The sequence below is a fragment of the Cupriavidus sp. H19C3 genome (assembly GCF_049393815.1).
Lineage (GTDB): Bacteria > Pseudomonadota > Gammaproteobacteria > Burkholderiales > Burkholderiaceae > Cupriavidus.
In genome coordinates, this window is the sequence record NZ_CP184985.1 from 164947 (window position 1) to 179587 (window position 14641).

15 protein-coding genes are annotated in these 14641 nt (G+C 68.0%); 9 read left to right on the forward strand and 6 right to left on the reverse strand.

Annotation, left to right across the window (positions count from 1 at the left end; all coding sequences use genetic code 11):
* The first annotated feature begins 7 nt into the window (after nucleotides 1-7).
* The 4 genes from DFLDMN_RS00735 to eno all read left to right on the forward strand — a co-directional run bounded on the left by DFLDMN_RS00735 (nucleotide 8) and on the right by eno (nucleotide 5083).
* Nucleotides 8-820, forward strand: coding sequence for an alpha/beta fold hydrolase (locus DFLDMN_RS00735; RefSeq protein WP_423196626.1), 813 nt, complete (start codon nucleotides 8-10; stop codon nucleotides 818-820).
* Nucleotides 821-1042: 222 nt separating this feature from the next.
* Entirely contained in the window at nucleotides 1043-2704 is a 1662-nt protein-coding gene (locus DFLDMN_RS00740; RefSeq protein WP_423196627.1) for a CTP synthase, read from the forward strand.
* A 27-nt stretch (nucleotides 2705-2731) separates the two neighbouring features.
* Nucleotides 2732-3604 carry a 3-deoxy-8-phosphooctulonate synthase gene (kdsA, locus tag DFLDMN_RS00745; RefSeq protein WP_423196628.1) on the forward strand — a complete coding sequence of 291 codons (873 nt, stop codon included), beginning with the start codon at nucleotides 2732-2734 and terminating at the stop codon, nucleotides 3602-3604.
* A gap of 189 nt (nucleotides 3605-3793) precedes the next feature.
* Entirely contained in the window at nucleotides 3794-5083 is a 1290-nt protein-coding gene (gene eno / locus DFLDMN_RS00750; RefSeq protein WP_423196629.1) for a phosphopyruvate hydratase, read from the forward strand.
* On the opposite strand, the gene DFLDMN_RS00755 is transcribed toward eno, so the two are convergent.
* On the reverse strand, nucleotides 5068-5220 hold the full coding sequence (locus tag DFLDMN_RS00755; RefSeq protein ID WP_423196630.1) for a hypothetical protein: 153 nt from the start codon (nucleotides 5218-5220) through the stop codon (nucleotides 5068-5070). The two genes, eno and DFLDMN_RS00755, sit on opposite strands and share 16 nt — an antisense overlap.
* Nucleotides 5221-5369: 149 nt before the next feature.
* Here DFLDMN_RS00755 and ftsB point away from each other — a divergent pair, with 149 nt between their 5' ends.
* The gene (ftsB, locus tag DFLDMN_RS00760; protein WP_423196631.1) at nucleotides 5370-5708 is read left to right on the forward strand and encodes a cell division protein FtsB; all 339 of its coding nucleotides are present in this window, start codon (nucleotides 5370-5372) and stop codon (nucleotides 5706-5708) included.
* A 72-nt stretch (nucleotides 5709-5780) separates the two neighbouring features.
* Here the strand turns inward: ftsB and DFLDMN_RS00765 are convergent, their stop codons facing one another.
* Genes DFLDMN_RS00765 through DFLDMN_RS00775 form a run of 3 tightly spaced genes read right to left on the reverse strand, consistent with a single transcriptional unit; the run spans nucleotide 5781 to nucleotide 7787 of the window.
* Nucleotides 5781-6176, reverse strand: a complete 396-nt coding sequence (locus DFLDMN_RS00765) for a hypothetical protein (RefSeq protein WP_423196632.1) — start codon at nucleotides 6174-6176, stop codon at nucleotides 5781-5783.
* Between the two features lie 33 nt (nucleotides 6177-6209).
* Nucleotides 6210-7232 carry an Hsp33 family molecular chaperone HslO gene (locus DFLDMN_RS00770; RefSeq protein WP_423196633.1) on the reverse strand — a complete coding sequence of 341 codons (1023 nt, stop codon included), beginning with the start codon at nucleotides 7230-7232 and terminating at the stop codon, nucleotides 6210-6212.
* 30 nt (nucleotides 7233-7262) lie between these two features.
* A complete protein-coding gene (locus DFLDMN_RS00775; protein ID WP_423196634.1) occupies nucleotides 7263-7787 on the reverse strand; it encodes a gamma carbonic anhydrase family protein in 525 nt (174 codons plus the stop codon).
* Nucleotides 7788-7866: 79 nt separating this feature from the next.
* Between DFLDMN_RS00775 and DFLDMN_RS00780 the strand changes: the two genes are divergently transcribed.
* Nucleotides 7867-8775, forward strand: coding sequence for a ferritin-like domain-containing protein (locus tag DFLDMN_RS00780; protein ID WP_423196635.1), 909 nt, complete (start codon nucleotides 7867-7869; stop codon nucleotides 8773-8775).
* A gap of 67 nt (nucleotides 8776-8842) precedes the next feature.
* Here DFLDMN_RS00780 and DFLDMN_RS00785 read toward each other — a convergent pair whose 3' ends face one another.
* Nucleotides 8843-10570 (reverse strand): acyl-CoA synthetase, encoded by a 1728-nt coding sequence (locus DFLDMN_RS00785; RefSeq protein WP_423196636.1) that lies wholly within the window; start codon nucleotides 10568-10570, stop codon nucleotides 8843-8845.
* A 123-nt stretch (nucleotides 10571-10693) separates the two neighbouring features.
* Here DFLDMN_RS00785 and DFLDMN_RS00790 point away from each other — a divergent pair, with 123 nt between their 5' ends.
* Nucleotides 10694-11593 carry an alpha/beta fold hydrolase gene (locus DFLDMN_RS00790; protein ID WP_423196637.1) on the forward strand — a complete coding sequence of 300 codons (900 nt, stop codon included), beginning with the start codon at nucleotides 10694-10696 and terminating at the stop codon, nucleotides 11591-11593.
* A 74-nt stretch (nucleotides 11594-11667) separates the two neighbouring features.
* On the opposite strand, the gene DFLDMN_RS00795 is transcribed toward DFLDMN_RS00790, so the two are convergent.
* The gene (locus tag DFLDMN_RS00795; RefSeq protein WP_423196638.1) at nucleotides 11668-12828 is read right to left on the reverse strand and encodes an NAD(P)/FAD-dependent oxidoreductase; all 1161 of its coding nucleotides are present in this window, start codon (nucleotides 12826-12828) and stop codon (nucleotides 11668-11670) included.
* 173 nt (nucleotides 12829-13001) lie between these two features.
* On the opposite strand from DFLDMN_RS00795, the gene DFLDMN_RS00800 reads away from it, so the two are divergent.
* Both DFLDMN_RS00800 and DFLDMN_RS00805 read left to right on the forward strand, forming a co-directional pair.
* The gene (locus tag DFLDMN_RS00800) at nucleotides 13002-13847 is read left to right on the forward strand and encodes a 3',5'-nucleoside bisphosphate phosphatase (protein ID WP_423196639.1); all 846 of its coding nucleotides are present in this window, start codon (nucleotides 13002-13004) and stop codon (nucleotides 13845-13847) included.
* Between the two features lie 87 nt (nucleotides 13848-13934).
* The gene (locus DFLDMN_RS00805) at nucleotides 13935-14570 is read left to right on the forward strand and encodes an L-threonylcarbamoyladenylate synthase (protein WP_423196640.1); all 636 of its coding nucleotides are present in this window, start codon (nucleotides 13935-13937) and stop codon (nucleotides 14568-14570) included.
* The last annotated feature ends 71 nt before the right edge of the window (nucleotides 14571-14641 follow it).

Below are 14641 nucleotides of genomic sequence, written 5' to 3' on the forward strand. Positions count from 1 at the left end.
GCGCCGGATGCGCGATCTGCTGCTGTTCTCCCATGCCAACGGATTTCCGGTGCGGACGTACCGGAAGCTGTTTGGCGCGCTCGAGGACGAATTCGAGATTCGCGCGGTGGAGCGCTACGGGCATGACCCGCGCTATCCGGTCACGCGCGAGTGGCCGCACCTGGTGGACGAACTGCTGGCGGAGCTCGATACGCGGATGGCCGGCACCGGGCCACGCCCGGTCTGGCTGGTCGGTCATTCGCTGGGCGGCTTTCTGTCGCTGATGGCGGCGCTGCGCCGGCCGGGCTGCGTGCGCGGCGTGGTAATGCTCGACTCGCCGGTCATTGCCGGCTGGCGTGCCTCGCTGCTGCGCGCGTCGCAACTGCTGGGCCTCGACGAGCGCGCCGGCCCGGCCGCGGTCACGCGGCGGCGCCGCACGCACTGGCCCGACGCGCAGGCGGTGTGGGCGCATTTCCAGTCCAAACCGAATTTCGCCATCTGGGATCCCGAGGTGCTGCGCGACTACACCGAACACGGCACCGAGCCCACCGCGCGGGGTGCTGAACGGCGGCTGCGCTTCGCGCGCGAGGTGGAGTACCGGATCTACCGCACGCTGCCGACCAGCCTTGGGCGGCAGGTGGCGCATGGCGCGCCGGTGCCGGTGGGGTTTATCGCCGGCACGCGTTCGGTCGAGGTGCGGCAGGCCGGCCTGGGCGCGACCCGCAGGCTGGTGGGCCAGCGCCTGCGCTTTATCGAAGGCGGCCACCTGTATCCGATGGAAAGGCCGCTGGAGACGGCGGCGGCGATCCGCGACCTGATCGGCACCATGCGCGCGGGGTGAGTGGGCGCCGAGCGCGAACCGAGCGCGGGCGCCCTGGCGGACGTGGCCCACGAGGCGCCGGCGCGCGTGCGGAAGGCGGGGACAACCATGGCAACAGGCCGCCGCGCCGGGCATGAGAAGTAGCCGTCGCAGACGGTCCGGGCAGGGCGGCGGTCACAAAATCCGCGGCGCCGGCGACGGGCCGCTCATGTATAATCCCGATTTCCCCGGCAAGCTCGGTTTATGACCAAATTCGTCTTCGTCACCGGTGGCGTCGTCTCTTCTCTCGGCAAGGGCATCGCTGCTGCTTCGCTCGCGGCCATTCTCGAGTCGCGCGGCCTCAAAGTCACCCTCCTCAAGCTCGATCCCTACATCAACGTCGACCCCGGCACGATGAGCCCTTTCCAGCATGGCGAGGTGTTTGTGACCGAGGACGGCGCGGAAACCGATCTGGACCTTGGCCACTACGAGCGCTTCGTTTCGGCCAAGATGCGCAAGTCGAACAACTTCACGACGGGCCAGATCTACGAGTCGGTGATTCGCAAGGAGCGCCGCGGCGAATATCTCGGCAAGACCGTGCAGGTCATTCCGCATATCACCAACGAGATCCAGGCCTTTGTCGAACGTGGCGCCGCTGCCTCGCATGACGGCAAGGCCGACGTCGCGCTGGTCGAGATCGGCGGCACGGTGGGCGATATCGAATCGCTGCCGTTCCTGGAAGCCGCACGCCAGATGAGCCTGCGCCTGGGTCGCAACCACTGCGCGTTCGTGCACCTGACGCTGGTGCCGTTCATCGCCAGCGCCGGCGAGCTCAAGACCAAGCCGACCCAGCACTCGGTGCAGAAGCTGCGCGAGATCGGTATCTCGCCGACCGCGCTGCTGTGCCGCGCCGACCGTCCGATTCCCGACGACGAGCGCGCCAAGATTTCGCTGTTTGCCAATATCCCGCAGGAAGCCGTGATTTCCGTGTGGGATGCCGACAGCATCTACAAGATTCCGCAGATGCTCAACGAGCAGGGCCTCGACCGCCTGATCTGCGAAGAACTGCGTCTGGACCCCAAGCCGGCCGACCTGTCGATGTGGCAGAAGCTGGTCAACGCGCAGGAAAACCCCGAGCACGAAATCCGCATCGGCATGGTCGGCAAGTATGTCGACCTGACCGAGTCGTACAAGTCGCTGATCGAGGCGCTGCGCCACGCCGGCATGCATACCGCGACGCGCGTGAACATCGAGTACATCGACTCCGAGGAACTGGAGTCGGGTCACCTCGAAGTGCTGGCGCCGCTCGACGCGATCCTGGTGCCCGGCGGCTTCGGCAAGCGCGGCACCGAAGGCAAGATCCGCGCGATCCAGTACGCACGCGAGAACAAGGTACCGTATCTCGGCATCTGCCTCGGCATGCAGCTGGCCGTCATCGAATTCGCCCGTCACGTGGCGGGCATGGGCGATGCCAACTCGACCGAATTCAACCTCGATACCGAACACCCGGTGGTCGCGCTGATCACCGAATGGGTGGACCGCGAGGGCAAGGTCGAGCAGCGTAGCGCCGAATCCGATCTCGGCGGCACCATGCGCCTGGGCGCCCAGCGCGTGCCCATCAAGGCGGGCACCATGGCGAGCCAGATCTATGGCGCCGAGGTCAACGAGCGTCACCGCCATCGCTACGAAGTCAACAATCACTACGTGCCGATGCTGGAAGCGGCCGGCATGGTGATCTCGGCCCGTACGCCGACCGAGAACCTGCCCGAGATGATGGAGTTGCCCGCCAGCCTCCATCCGTGGTTCGTGGGCGTGCAGTTCCACCCCGAGTTCACCTCGACGCCGCGCGACGGCCATCCGCTGTTCAAGGCCTACGTGGAAGCCGCGCTGGCCAGCCAGCAGCGCAAGGGCGCGAAGGGCGCCTGAGCGTCCGGCACACGACAGGAGACAGTCATGAAACTGTGTGGATTCGACGTCGGTCTGACCCGGCCGTTCTTCCTGATTGCCGGCCCGTGCGTGATCGAGTCCGAGCAGATGGCGCTCGACACCGCGGGCGAACTGCGCGAGATCGCCGGCGCGCTCGACATTCCGTTCATCTACAAGTCGTCGTTCGACAAGGCCAACCGCTCGTCGGGCAAGTCGTTCCGCGGCCTCGGCATGGAGCGTGGTCTGGAGATCCTGGCCAGGGTGAAGCGCGAGATCGGCGTGCCGGTGCTGACCGATATTCACGAGATCGACGAGATCAAGCCGGTGGCGGCTGTGGTGGACGTTCTGCAGACGCCGGCCTTCCTGTGCCGCCAGACCGATTTTATCCGTGCGTGCGCGCAGAGCGGCAAGCCCGTCAATATCAAGAAGGGCCAGTTCCTCGCCCCGCACGATATGAAGAACGTGATCGACAAGGCCCGCGACGCCGCGCGCGAAGCAGGCCTGCCCGACGACGTCTTCATGGCCTGCGAGCGCGGGGTCTCGTTCGGTTACAACAATCTGGTCTCCGACATGCGCGCCCTCGCGATCATGCGCGAGACCGGCGCCCCCGTGGTGTTCGATGCCACCCACTCGGTGCAATTGCCGGGCGGACAGGGCACCAGCTCGGGTGGTCAGCGCGAGTTCGTGCCGGTGCTGGCGCGTGCCGCGGTGGCGACCGGCATTGCCGGCCTGTTCATGGAGACGCATCCGGATCCGAGCAAGGCGATGTCGGACGGCCCCAATGCCGTGCCGCTGTCGCGCATGAAGGAACTGCTGGCCGTCCTCAAGGACCTCGACGCGCTGGTCAAGCGCGCCGGCTTCCTCGAAGACAACTTCGGCTGGCCCGTGGCCTGCGCGTAAACCTGCTGCCCGACCTGCCGCCCGCGTCTCCCGCGGGCGGTGTGCTTTCCGGCGGGGCTGCGCTGCCGTATCGAGACTCCATACAAAAGATTCGCAGATACAGCATGGCCGGTGCGAGCAAGTTGGCCTATTCTTTCCCGGTTTCCCAATCGAGCAGCATCAAGCATCAACAGTAAGAGAGAGGAATTCATGAGTGCAATCGTAGATATCATCGGTCGCGAGGTTCTCGACTCGCGCGGCAATCCCACCGTCGAGTGCGACGTGCTGCTGGAATCCGGCGTGATGGGCCGCGCCGCGGTGCCGTCGGGCGCGTCCACGGGTTCGCGCGAAGCGATCGAGCTGCGCGATGGCGACAAGTCGCGCTACCTCGGCAAGGGCGTGCTGAAGGCCGTCGAGCACATCAATACCGAAATCTCCGAAGCGATCATGGGTCTGGATGCCTCCGAACAGGCGTTCCTCGACCGCACGCTGATCGACCTCGACGGTACCGACAACAAGGGCCGCCTGGGCGCCAACGCGATGCTGGCCGTGTCGATGGCCGTGGCCAAGGCCGCCGCGGAGGAAGCCGGCCTGCCGCTGTACCGCTACTTCGGCGGTTCGGGCGCCATGCAGATGCCGGTGCCGATGATGAACATCGTCAACGGTGGCGCGCACGCCAACAACAGCCTGGATATCCAGGAATTCATGATCATGCCGGTGTCGCAGACGAGCTTCCGCGAAGCGCTGCGCTGCGGCGCCGAGGTGTTCCACGCGCTCAAGAAGATCCTGGCCGACAAGGGCATGTCGACGGCCGTCGGCGACGAGGGCGGCTTTGCGCCGAACTTCTCGTCCAACGAGGAGTGCCTGAACACCATCGTGCAGGCGATCGAGAAGGCTGGCTACCGTGCCGGCGAGGACGTGCTGCTGGCGCTCGACTGCGCCGCCAGCGAGTTTTACCACGAGGCCGAGGATGTCTATCAGCTCGAGGGCGAAGGCCTGAAGCTGAACTCGACCCAGTTTGCCGACTACCTGGCCAACCTGTGCGACAAGTTCCCGATCGTCTCGATCGAGGACGGCATGGCGGAAGGCGACTGGGACGGCTGGAAGACGCTGACCGACAAGCTCGGCAAGCGCGTGCAGCTGGTGGGCGACGATCTGTTCGTGACCAACACCAAGATCCTGAAGGAAGGCATCGAGCGCGGCATCGGCAACTCGATCCTGATCAAGATCAACCAGATCGGCACGCTCACCGAGACCTTTGCCGCCATCGAGATGGCCAAGCGTGCCGGCTACACGGCCGTGATCTCGCACCGTTCGGGCGAGACCGAGGACAGCACCATCGCCGATATCGCGGTGGGCACCAATGCCGGCCAGATCAAGACCGGCTCGCTGTCGCGTTCGGACCGCATCGCCAAGTACAACCAGCTGCTGCGCATCGAGGAGGATCTCGGCGACGTGGCCAGCTACCCGGGCAAGAGCGCGTTCTACAATCTGCGCTGAAGCTCGGCAAGCAACTTGCCGATATGACGGCGCTGCCCGGATACATCCGGCAGCGCCGTTTTTTGTTGCATGTTGGAACAGCTGTTACAGCGGTTCTTGAGTTTTGCTTTGCAATCTCCGGCGGCATGGTGGATCATGGTGCCGGTCGTTTGCCGGCCACCTGCTCGCCGATCCGACCGACGTACCGACGTACCGACGTACCGACGTACCGACGTACCGACGTACCGACGTACCGACGTACAGACTGACATACCGACCGACTGACCCGCGCCCTCACCGGTTTCCGATGCGCCTGATTTCGCTGTTGCTGTTCATCCTGCTGCTGGCTATCCAGTATCCGCTCTGGCTGGGCAAGGGCGGATGGCTGCGCGTCTGGGATCTGAACCACCAGGTCGAGGAACAGGCCAGCCGCAACCAGTCGCTCAAGCTGCGCAATGCCAAGCTGGAAGGGGAGGTGAAGGACCTGCAGGATGGCACCGGTGCCATCGAGGAACGCGCCCGCTACGAGCTGGGCATGGTCAAGGACGGCGAGGTGTTCGTGCAGTTTGTCGCGCCGGCGCCGAAGGTCAGCGCCACGCCGCCGCTACCGCCGCCGCCGAATTCCGTCGCCGCGACCGGGCACTGAGCCCGCAATCCCCGCAATCCCCGGAATTCCCGCAATCCCCGGAATTCCCGCGATCCCCGCAATCCCGCCGCTCTACCACCACCCATAGGGGTAGCCACCCCAGCCCCAGTAGCCGGGCGAGCCCACGCTCACGCCATACCCCCAGCGCCCGCCGCCCCATCCCCCGTAGTACAGGTTCCAGTTGGAATACGGATAGGCATAAGCCGCATTGGCCCATGCCTCGGCCTGTTGCTGCCGCGCGATGGCGGCCTCCTGCTCCTGCAGGATCTGGGCGTTGAGCGTGGTCAGCTGCTGCTTCTGCGCCTCGGTCACCGGAGGCGGCGGCACGCCATTGGGGGCGAGCCGCGCCGTGAACGGAGAACCGTTGCTGTCGCGCGGCAGCGGCGCCGCGCAGCCCGCCAGGGTGGCGGCGAGCAGTGCGGCCAGCGCCAGCGCGCGGGGCGGGCGCAGTGCGGTCGACGGGTTCATGGTTGCGGCCCCCCTGGCATGCCGTGGTGTGGATCAGTGATGCTGGTGCGCGCCATCGCCGGCGCCGGTGGCCACCGGCGCGGTGAACAGCTGCGCGCTGTCGACCGGATCGAACTCATAACGCTGGCCGCAGAAGTCGCAGTGGATCTCGACGTGACCGCGTTCGGCGATGATGCTTTCGACCTCTTCCCGGCCCAGCGTCTGCAGCATGCCGGCCACCTTGGCGCGCGAGCAGGAGCACTGGAAGTGCGGCTGCATGGGCTCGAACACGCGCAGGCCGGTCGCCTCCAGGTCTTCCCAGAACAGCCGGCGCAGCAGCGTCTCGGGCGCCTCGGCCAGCAGTTCCTCCTGCTTGAGCGTGGCACCGAGCTGGCAGGCGCGATCCCAGGTATCGAGATCCTGCGGGCGACCATCGTCGGTCAGCGGCGCGCCGGTCTCGCCGACCTCGGCGGCCGGCATGCCCTGACCTTCCATGGTGCCGCCATACGACGGCAGCTTCTGCAGCAGCATGCCGGCCGCGACCTGGTCGTTGGCCGCCAGCCACAGGCGCGTATCGAGCTGTTCCGAGGCGCGCATATAGTGCTCCAGCACCGCACCGACCGAGCCGAGCGGACCGTGCTCGTCCGAGAGCGGCACGATGCCCTGGTAGGGCTGCTGGCCCGGCAGCTTGTCCTGCGGGTCGAGCGTGATGGCAAAGCGGCCCTGACCGCGCACGTTGACCATCTGGCGCAGCGTGGCGTCGTCGGCGATCGCGGCGTCCTCGGCCAGCTTGGCGGTGGCGCGCATCGACAGGTCCGACAAGCATTCGATCACGAGCATGCGCACCGGGCCGTCGCCGTGCAACTGCATCACCAGCGCGCCGTTGAACTTGAGGTTGGCCGACAGCAGCGCCGCGGCCGCCATCATCTCGCCGAGCACGCGCCGCACCGCCACGGGGTAGGCATGGCGGTTCAGCACTTCCTGCCAGGTGGCTTCCATGCGGACCAGCTCGCCGCGCACGGGGGCGGCGTCGAACAGGAATTTCTGCAGAATGTCGGGGTTGGTGGTCGCGGTCACTAATCGGTCCTTCAAGGTACTTCCGTCAAATCAGTCGATGCGCTTGAGCGCTGTCTTGTACATGGCCTGGCGCTGCGCGTACGTCTCGGCGTTGCGGTAGAGGTTGGCCACATCCTCATCGGTCAGTTCGCGCACGACCTTGGCCGGCGAGCCCAGGATCAGCGAGCGATCCGGAAACACCTTGCCTTCGGTCACCAGCGCGCCGGCGCCGACCAGGCACTCCTTGCCGATCACGGCGCCGTTGAGGACCACGGCCTGGATGCCGATCAGCGAACCATCGCCCACCGTGCAGCCGTGCAGCATGGCCTGGTGGCCCACCGAGACCCGGTTGCCCAGCGTCATCGGGCGGCCCGGGTCGGTATGCAGCACGGCGCCTTCCTGCAGGTTGGTGTCCTCGCCCACCACGATCGGCTCGTTGTCGCCACGGATCACCACGCCGGGCCATGCGCTGGCGCGGGCCTTGAGCGTCACGTTGCCGATGATCGTCGCTTCCCTGGCCACATAGGCGTCGTCGCTGATGATGGGGGTAAGGTCGCCAAGCTGGTAAAGCGCCATGAGAACTCCTGCCTGAGGCATTCGAGGTAAGTGGGGATGGCCGCGCGGATTTCAAAGTGCGGGGCCGGGCGGCCCTACAATGGCGGCATTCCGAGATTTTACGCCCATGCCAGCCGATTCATCTTCCGTGCCGTCACATTCGTCAGCAGGGTCGTTCCCACAGCGGCCGCGCCGGCAGGCCTTCGATCTGTTGTGCATGAACGATGCCAGGGACAAGGCCACGGCCACGCGCGCCCTGTATGCGGCGGTTCTGGCCGCCGGCGGCGCGGTGGCGGATTACGCCCAAGCCCTCGGCGGTACGGCGGCGCCGGCCTTGCCGGCCCGACCGTTACCGGGCCGGCCGGCAAGGCCGGAGCTGGTGCCGCCGCAGCGCGTGGAGCGCCGCCGTTCGCTGCACACGCCGGCCGGTCGCGCCAACCTGATCCACGCGCTCTGCCATATCGAGTTCAATGCCATCAACCTCGCGCTGGATGCGGTCTGGCGCTTCGACGGCATGCCGCAGGCGTTCTACGCGGACTGGCTGCGGGTGGCGGACGAGGAGGCGCTGCACTTCACGCTGCTGGCCGACCACCTGGCCACGCTCGGCTTTGCCTATGGCGATTTTCCGGCCCACAACAGCCTGTGGGAGATGTGCGACAAGACCGCCGGCGACGTGCTCGCGCGCATGGCGCTGGTGCCGCGCACACTGGAAGCGCGCGGGCTCGATGCCTCGCCGCCCGTGCGGGCCCGGCTCGCCGAGGCCGGCGACCTGGCCGCCGCGGCCATCCTCGACATCATCCTGCGCGACGAGGTCGGGCACGTGGCCATCGGCAATCGCTGGTATCGGTGGCTGTGCGCGGGCCGGGGACTCGATCCGGTAGCGACCTATGCGCAACTGGCGGAACGGTACGGCGCACCGAAGCCGCGTGGCCCGTTCAACCTCGCTGCGCGCCGCGCGGCCGGGTTCGATGAGGACGAACTGGCCTGGCTGGAAGGGGCGGCCGGGTAGGGCGCGGCCGGGCAGGGCACGGTCATCGGGCCCCGGCGCGACCCACGGCCCCGGGCCGCCTCATGTCTTACGCCGGTTTGCCCGCCGCGCGCTCTTCCTCCAGCAAGCGCAGCACGCGCCGCTGGATCTTGCCTGTCGTCGTCATCGGCAGCTGGTCGATAAACTCGATCGCCTTCGGATACTCGTACGGCGCCAGCTGGCCGCGCACATGCTGCTGCAGTTCCGCCACCAGCGCGGCATCGCGCTCGGCGGAGCGTTCCACCGTCGGGGTCAGCACGACAAACGCCTTGACGATGGCGCCGCGCTCGGGATCGGGCGAGGGCACCACCGCGCAGTTCGAGACCGCCGGATGCTTGAGCAGGCAATTCTCGATCTCGCTCGGGCCGATGCGGTAGCCCGACGACTTGAAGACATCGTCGGCGCGGCCCTGGTACCAGAGATAGCCGTCGGCATCCATGCGCGCGAGGTCGCCGGTGCGGCACCAGCGCAGGCCCGCGTGCTCCACGTACTTGTTCTCCGTGGCCGCGTCGTTCTTCCAGTAGCCGAGGAAGAACACCGGGTCGGGATGGCCATGGATATCGGTCGCACAGACCGCCACCTCCCCATCCACGCCGGGCGCGCATGGGGCGCCGTCCTCATCGATCACGGCCACGCGGTGGCCCGGATAGGGACGCCCCATCGATCCCGGCCGCGCCGGCCACCCCAGGCGGGTCTCGTCGTACTGCGCCGTGCAGTTGCCGACGATGTAGTTCATCTCGGTCTGCCCGAACATTTCGTTGACGATCACGCCCAGCGCGTCGCGGCACCATGTGAAGACGGTCTCGCCCACCGCCTCGCCCGCGCTCATGATCGCGCGCAGGCGCAGATCGTAGCGCGTGGACGGCTGCGGGCACGCCTTCATCATCTGCTTGAGCGCGGTCGGGAACAGGAAGGTGTTGGTGACGCGATAGCGTTCGAGCAGCTCGAAGGCGCGCTCGGCCGAGAAGCGGCCCTGGTAGCCAACGATCGGCTTGCCAAAATAGAGCGCCGGCATCAGCGCGTCCCACAGCCCGCCGGTCCAGGCCCAGTCGGCCGGGCTCCAGAACACATCGTGGTCCTGCGGATACCAGTTCTGCGAGCACACGAAGCCGGTCAGGTTGCCGATCAGCGCGCGGTGCGGCAGCAGCGCGCCCTTGGGCGGACCGGTGGTGCCGCTGGTATAGATCAGCACGGCCGCTTCGTCGGCCTTGGTGACCTCGGCCGTGAAGGTCGGCAACTGCGCCGCGAGCAGCGTATCCCAGTCGGTATCGCCGCGGCCCTGGGCGTCGCCTACCGCGATCACGCTGGCGAGCGTCGGGCATTCGTGGCGAGCCGTCAGCAGGTTGTCGATCGAGGTTTCGTCGGCGATGGCGACGCGCGCCTCGCTGTGATCGATGCGGTAGGCCAGCGCTTCCGGACCGAACAGCATCGACAGTGGCATGGCCACCGCGCCGAGCTGGTAGACCGCCATGCCGGCGATCACGGTTTCGATGCGCTGCGGCATGATGATCGCCACGCGGTCGCCGCGGCGCACGCCAAGCTGGCGCAAGGCGCGCGACAGCCGGTTGGCCTCGGCCTGGATATAGGCGTAGGTGTGCGCCCCGCGCCGCCCGTCCTCGTGCTCGGTGTAGACCGCAACGCGCAGCATGGTGCCGGGGTCGCGCGCCCAGCGGCCGCAGCACACCTCGGCGAGGTTGAAGGTCTCGGGCACCTCCCAGTGGAAGGTGTCGTGCAGGGCGCGATAGTCGTCGCGGCGGTCCGCGGGCAGGGCGGTCATGCGAGTGTCTCCGGTTGTACGAACTGTCGTCGGCACGGCAGGATCGTTATAATCCTCCATCAATCGAACGATCGTTCTATTTTTGTCCAGGTTCCCATGCCGGTCCTGGGCCCGGAAAGCACCATGACCATCACGGAAACATCGCGTTCGGAATTTATCACGCTGCGCGGGCTGCGCACGCACGTCCGTCACTGGGGCACTCCGGGGGCCCCCCGGCTGTTCATGCTGCACGGCTGGATGGACGTGGCCGCCTCGTTCCAGTTTCTGGTCGACGCGCTGGAGCGGCGCTGGCACGTGATCGCGATGGACTGGCGCGGGTTTGGCGAGACCGACTGGCCGAGCCGCTACCCCGGCACGCAGTCGTACTGGTTTGGCGACTATGTGGCCGACCTCGAAGCGTTGCTGGACCACTATCAGCCCGAAGGGCAGGTGGACCTCGTCGGCCATAGCATGGGGGCCAATATCGTCTGCATCTATGCCGGCGTGCGCCCGCAGCGCGTGCGCCGCGTGGTGGATCTGGAAGGCTTTGGCATGACGCGCACGCAGCCGGAACAGGCCGCGGGCCGCCTGGCCCACTGGCTCGACGAACTGCGCGCGCCGCCCGGGCTGCGGACCTACGCGAGCGAGCGCGAGGTGGCCGAGCGGCTGCAGAAGACCAATCCGCGGCTGCGCGACGATCGCGCCGCCTTCCTGGCCGCGCACTGGTCGCGCCGCAATGCGGCCGGGCAATGGGAATTGCTGGCCGATCCGGCCCACAAGATGATCAATCCCACGCTGTACCGCATCGACGAGATCATGGCGATCTGGTCGCGGGTGACGGCGCCGGTGCTGCATGTGGAGGGGCGCGCCTCGACCACGCTGGCGCGCCTGGCGGACCAGGAGCCGGTGGCCGACTTCCGCGCACGCTTTCGCGCCTTTCCGCACTTCCGGGAGGCGGTGGTGGACGATGCCGGCCACATGCTCCACCACGACCAGCCCGAGCGGGTGGCGCGGCTGGTCGAGGACTTCCTGGCCGGGGCATGACGACGCGTGGACGCGCCTTTCGTTGCCCCATGGTTGCGCCATCGTCGCCCCCTCAGCGCCCCTCAGCGCCCCCATCAGCCGTGCGTGAGCTTTTCCTTGAGCGCCGCGTTGTTGCTGGTGTGCACATGCACGAGCGACTTGTCCGGAAAGGCGTAGTGGTACGCCTTGCGCAGCGCGAGCGCGGCCTCGTGGAAGCCGGACAGGATGAGCTTCTGCTTGTTGGCGTAGAACGCGATATCGCCGGCCGCAAACAGCCCGCGGCGGGAGCTTTCGTACGTCGTGGTGTCGACCAGGATGCGGCCCGCGCGCATGTCCATATCCCAGTGCGCAATCGGTCCCGGCTCGGAGACCAGGCCGTAGAGCGCAATCACGTCGTCGACCGGCACCTCGCGGTCGCCGTCGCGGGTCTTGATCTGCGCCGCGGTCAGCGCGCCCTCGGTGGCCCCGGTGGCCCCGGCGGCATCGGTGGTCCGCAGCGCGCCGAGCATGCCCACCATGAAATCCATCTCGCCGGCCGCCACGGCCGCGCGCATCGACGCCACCGTATGGTCGGCCGCACGGAAGCCTTCGCGCCGGTGCAGCAGCGTCACCCGCGCGGCCACTTTGCGCAGCGCCAGCGCCCAGTCCAGCGCCGAGTCGCCGCCACCGGCAACGATCACACGCTTGCCGGCAAAGCGGGCGACATCGCGCACGGCGTAGTGGACGTGCCGGCCCTCGAGCGCGGTCGCTTCCGGCAGCGACACGCGCTGGGGCGCAAACGCGCCGGCGCCGGCGCAGATCAGCACCGCCGCCACGTCGAAGCGGCGGCCCGCGTCGGTCGTCACCAGCAGGCGCGCATGGCCGTCCGCGTCGGTGATGTCGGTCACGCTGTCGGCGCGCTCGCCAAAGTGCATCGGAAAGCCGAACGGCGCGCATTGCTCGAGCAGGCGATCCACCAGTTCCTGCGCGTTGCAGCCGGGAATGGCCGGAATGTCGTAGATCGGCTTTTCCGGGTACAGCTCGGTACATTGCCCGCCGGCGCGGTCCAGCACGTCGACCAGATGGCAGCCGAGGCCGAGCACGCCGGCCTGGAAGGCGGCGAACAGGCCGACCGGCCCGGCACCGACGATCAATACATCGGTGCGCCCGCTGCGCTCGCCGCGGTCGGCAAGCGTGGCGGCGGAGGGGGCAGCGAGGGTGGCAGGGGCGGCGGGGGCGGCGGGGGGCGGCGGGGGGTGGCGGGGGGAGTCGGACATGGACGAGGAGAGGGGGAATGCGCTCGAATGCCTGCCACTATACCGCCCTGTCCGCGCGCCCCGGCCGACGCCAGCATTGCGGGCAGGGCTATCCGGCGCCGGGTGCCCCCGGCGTGCCCCGCGCATGGGTGGGGCGGGCGGCGCAACGCACGTGCCGGGAGTAGAATGACGCCATGGAAAACGCCCACGCGATCAATGCCGACCTGCACTGCCATTCCACCGTTTCGGACGGCGTGCTATCGCCCGGCGATGTCGCCGCCCGCGCCCGTGCCGGCGGCGTGGCATTCTGGGCATTGACCGATCACGACGAGCTCGGCGGCCAGGCCGAGGCGCGCCACGCCGCCGAGGCGCTGGGCATGCGCTACGTGCCGGGTGTGGAAATTTCCGTCACCTGGGCCGGCCAGACCGTGCATATCGTCGGATTGCAGATCGACCCTTTCCATCCCGACCTGATCGACGGCCTGGCGCGTACGCGCGACGGACGCGGACGCCGCGCGCAGGATATTGCCGAGGCGCTGGCGCGGGTCGGCATCGCCGATGCGTACCGGGGTGCGCTGCGCTACGTCGGTAATCCCGATCTCATCTCGCGCTCGCACTTTGCGCGCTGGATGGTGGACGCCGGCCACTGCGCGACCATCGGCGACTGCTTCGACGAGTACCTGTCCGAGGGGCGTCCCGGCTTTGTCGGTCACCGCTGGGCCTCGCTGTCGGACGCGGTGGGCTGGATCGTCAAGGCGGGCGGCATTGCCGTGATGGCGCATCCGGGCCGCTATCACTACACCCCGACCCAGCACGATGCGCTGTTCGACGAATTCACGCAACTCGGCGGCAAGGCGGTGGAAGTCGTGACCGGCAGCCACACGCCCGACCAGTTCCGCCGTTACGCCGAAGTGGCGCGCCACTACGGGTTGCTGGCGTCGCGGGGCTCCGACTTTCATGGCCCTGGCGAGGGGCGCGTGGAGCTGGGCTCGCTGCCGCCGCTGCCGTCCACCGTCACGCCGGTCTGGCACGACTGGTAACCCGGCCGCGAGCGCGGCCCGAGCCCCCACCCGAGCCCCCACCCGACCCCCCTCGGATTCCCAGAAGCAGGCAGACACCCGGCGCCGATGTCCCAGTACTTCGAGATCCATCCGCTCAATCCCCAGGCACGCCTCATCAAGCAGGCCGTGCAGATCGTGCGCCAGGGCGGCCTGATCGCGCTGCCCACCGACTCCAGCCACGCGCTGGCCTGCCAGCTCGACGACAAGGCCGCGGTGGAGCGTCTGCGGCGGCTGCGCGGCATCGATGACCGGCACCACCTGACCCTGATGTGCAGCGACCTGTCGGAACTCGGCAATTTTGCGCGCGTGGACAATCGCCAGTACCGGTGGATCAAGGGCGCGACGCCGGGCCCCTATGTGTTCATCCTCGAAGCCACCAAGGAAGTGCCGCGCCGGCTCTCGCACCCGGCGCGCAAGACCATTGGCGTGCGCGTGCCCGACCATGCGATTCCGCTCGCGCTGCTGGCCGAGCTGGGCGAGCCGCTGATCTCGGCCACGTTGCAGCTCCCCGGCGACGACATGCCGCTCAACGATCCGGCCGAGATTCGCGCGCGGCTCGAGAAGCAGCTGGAGCTCGTGATCTGCGGCGGCCCCGCGCCGGCCCAGCCGACCACGGTGATCGACCTCACCGGCGGCGAGCCCGCGCTGGTGCGTGCCGGGCGCGGCGACCTGGCCCACTTCGGCCTCTCCGCCGAGGTCTGAAGCGGGCGCTGTCCAATGCGACGACAGCTCGCCGGCGGCGTTGCCATCCACGGCGCTGCGCGCGCTGGGTA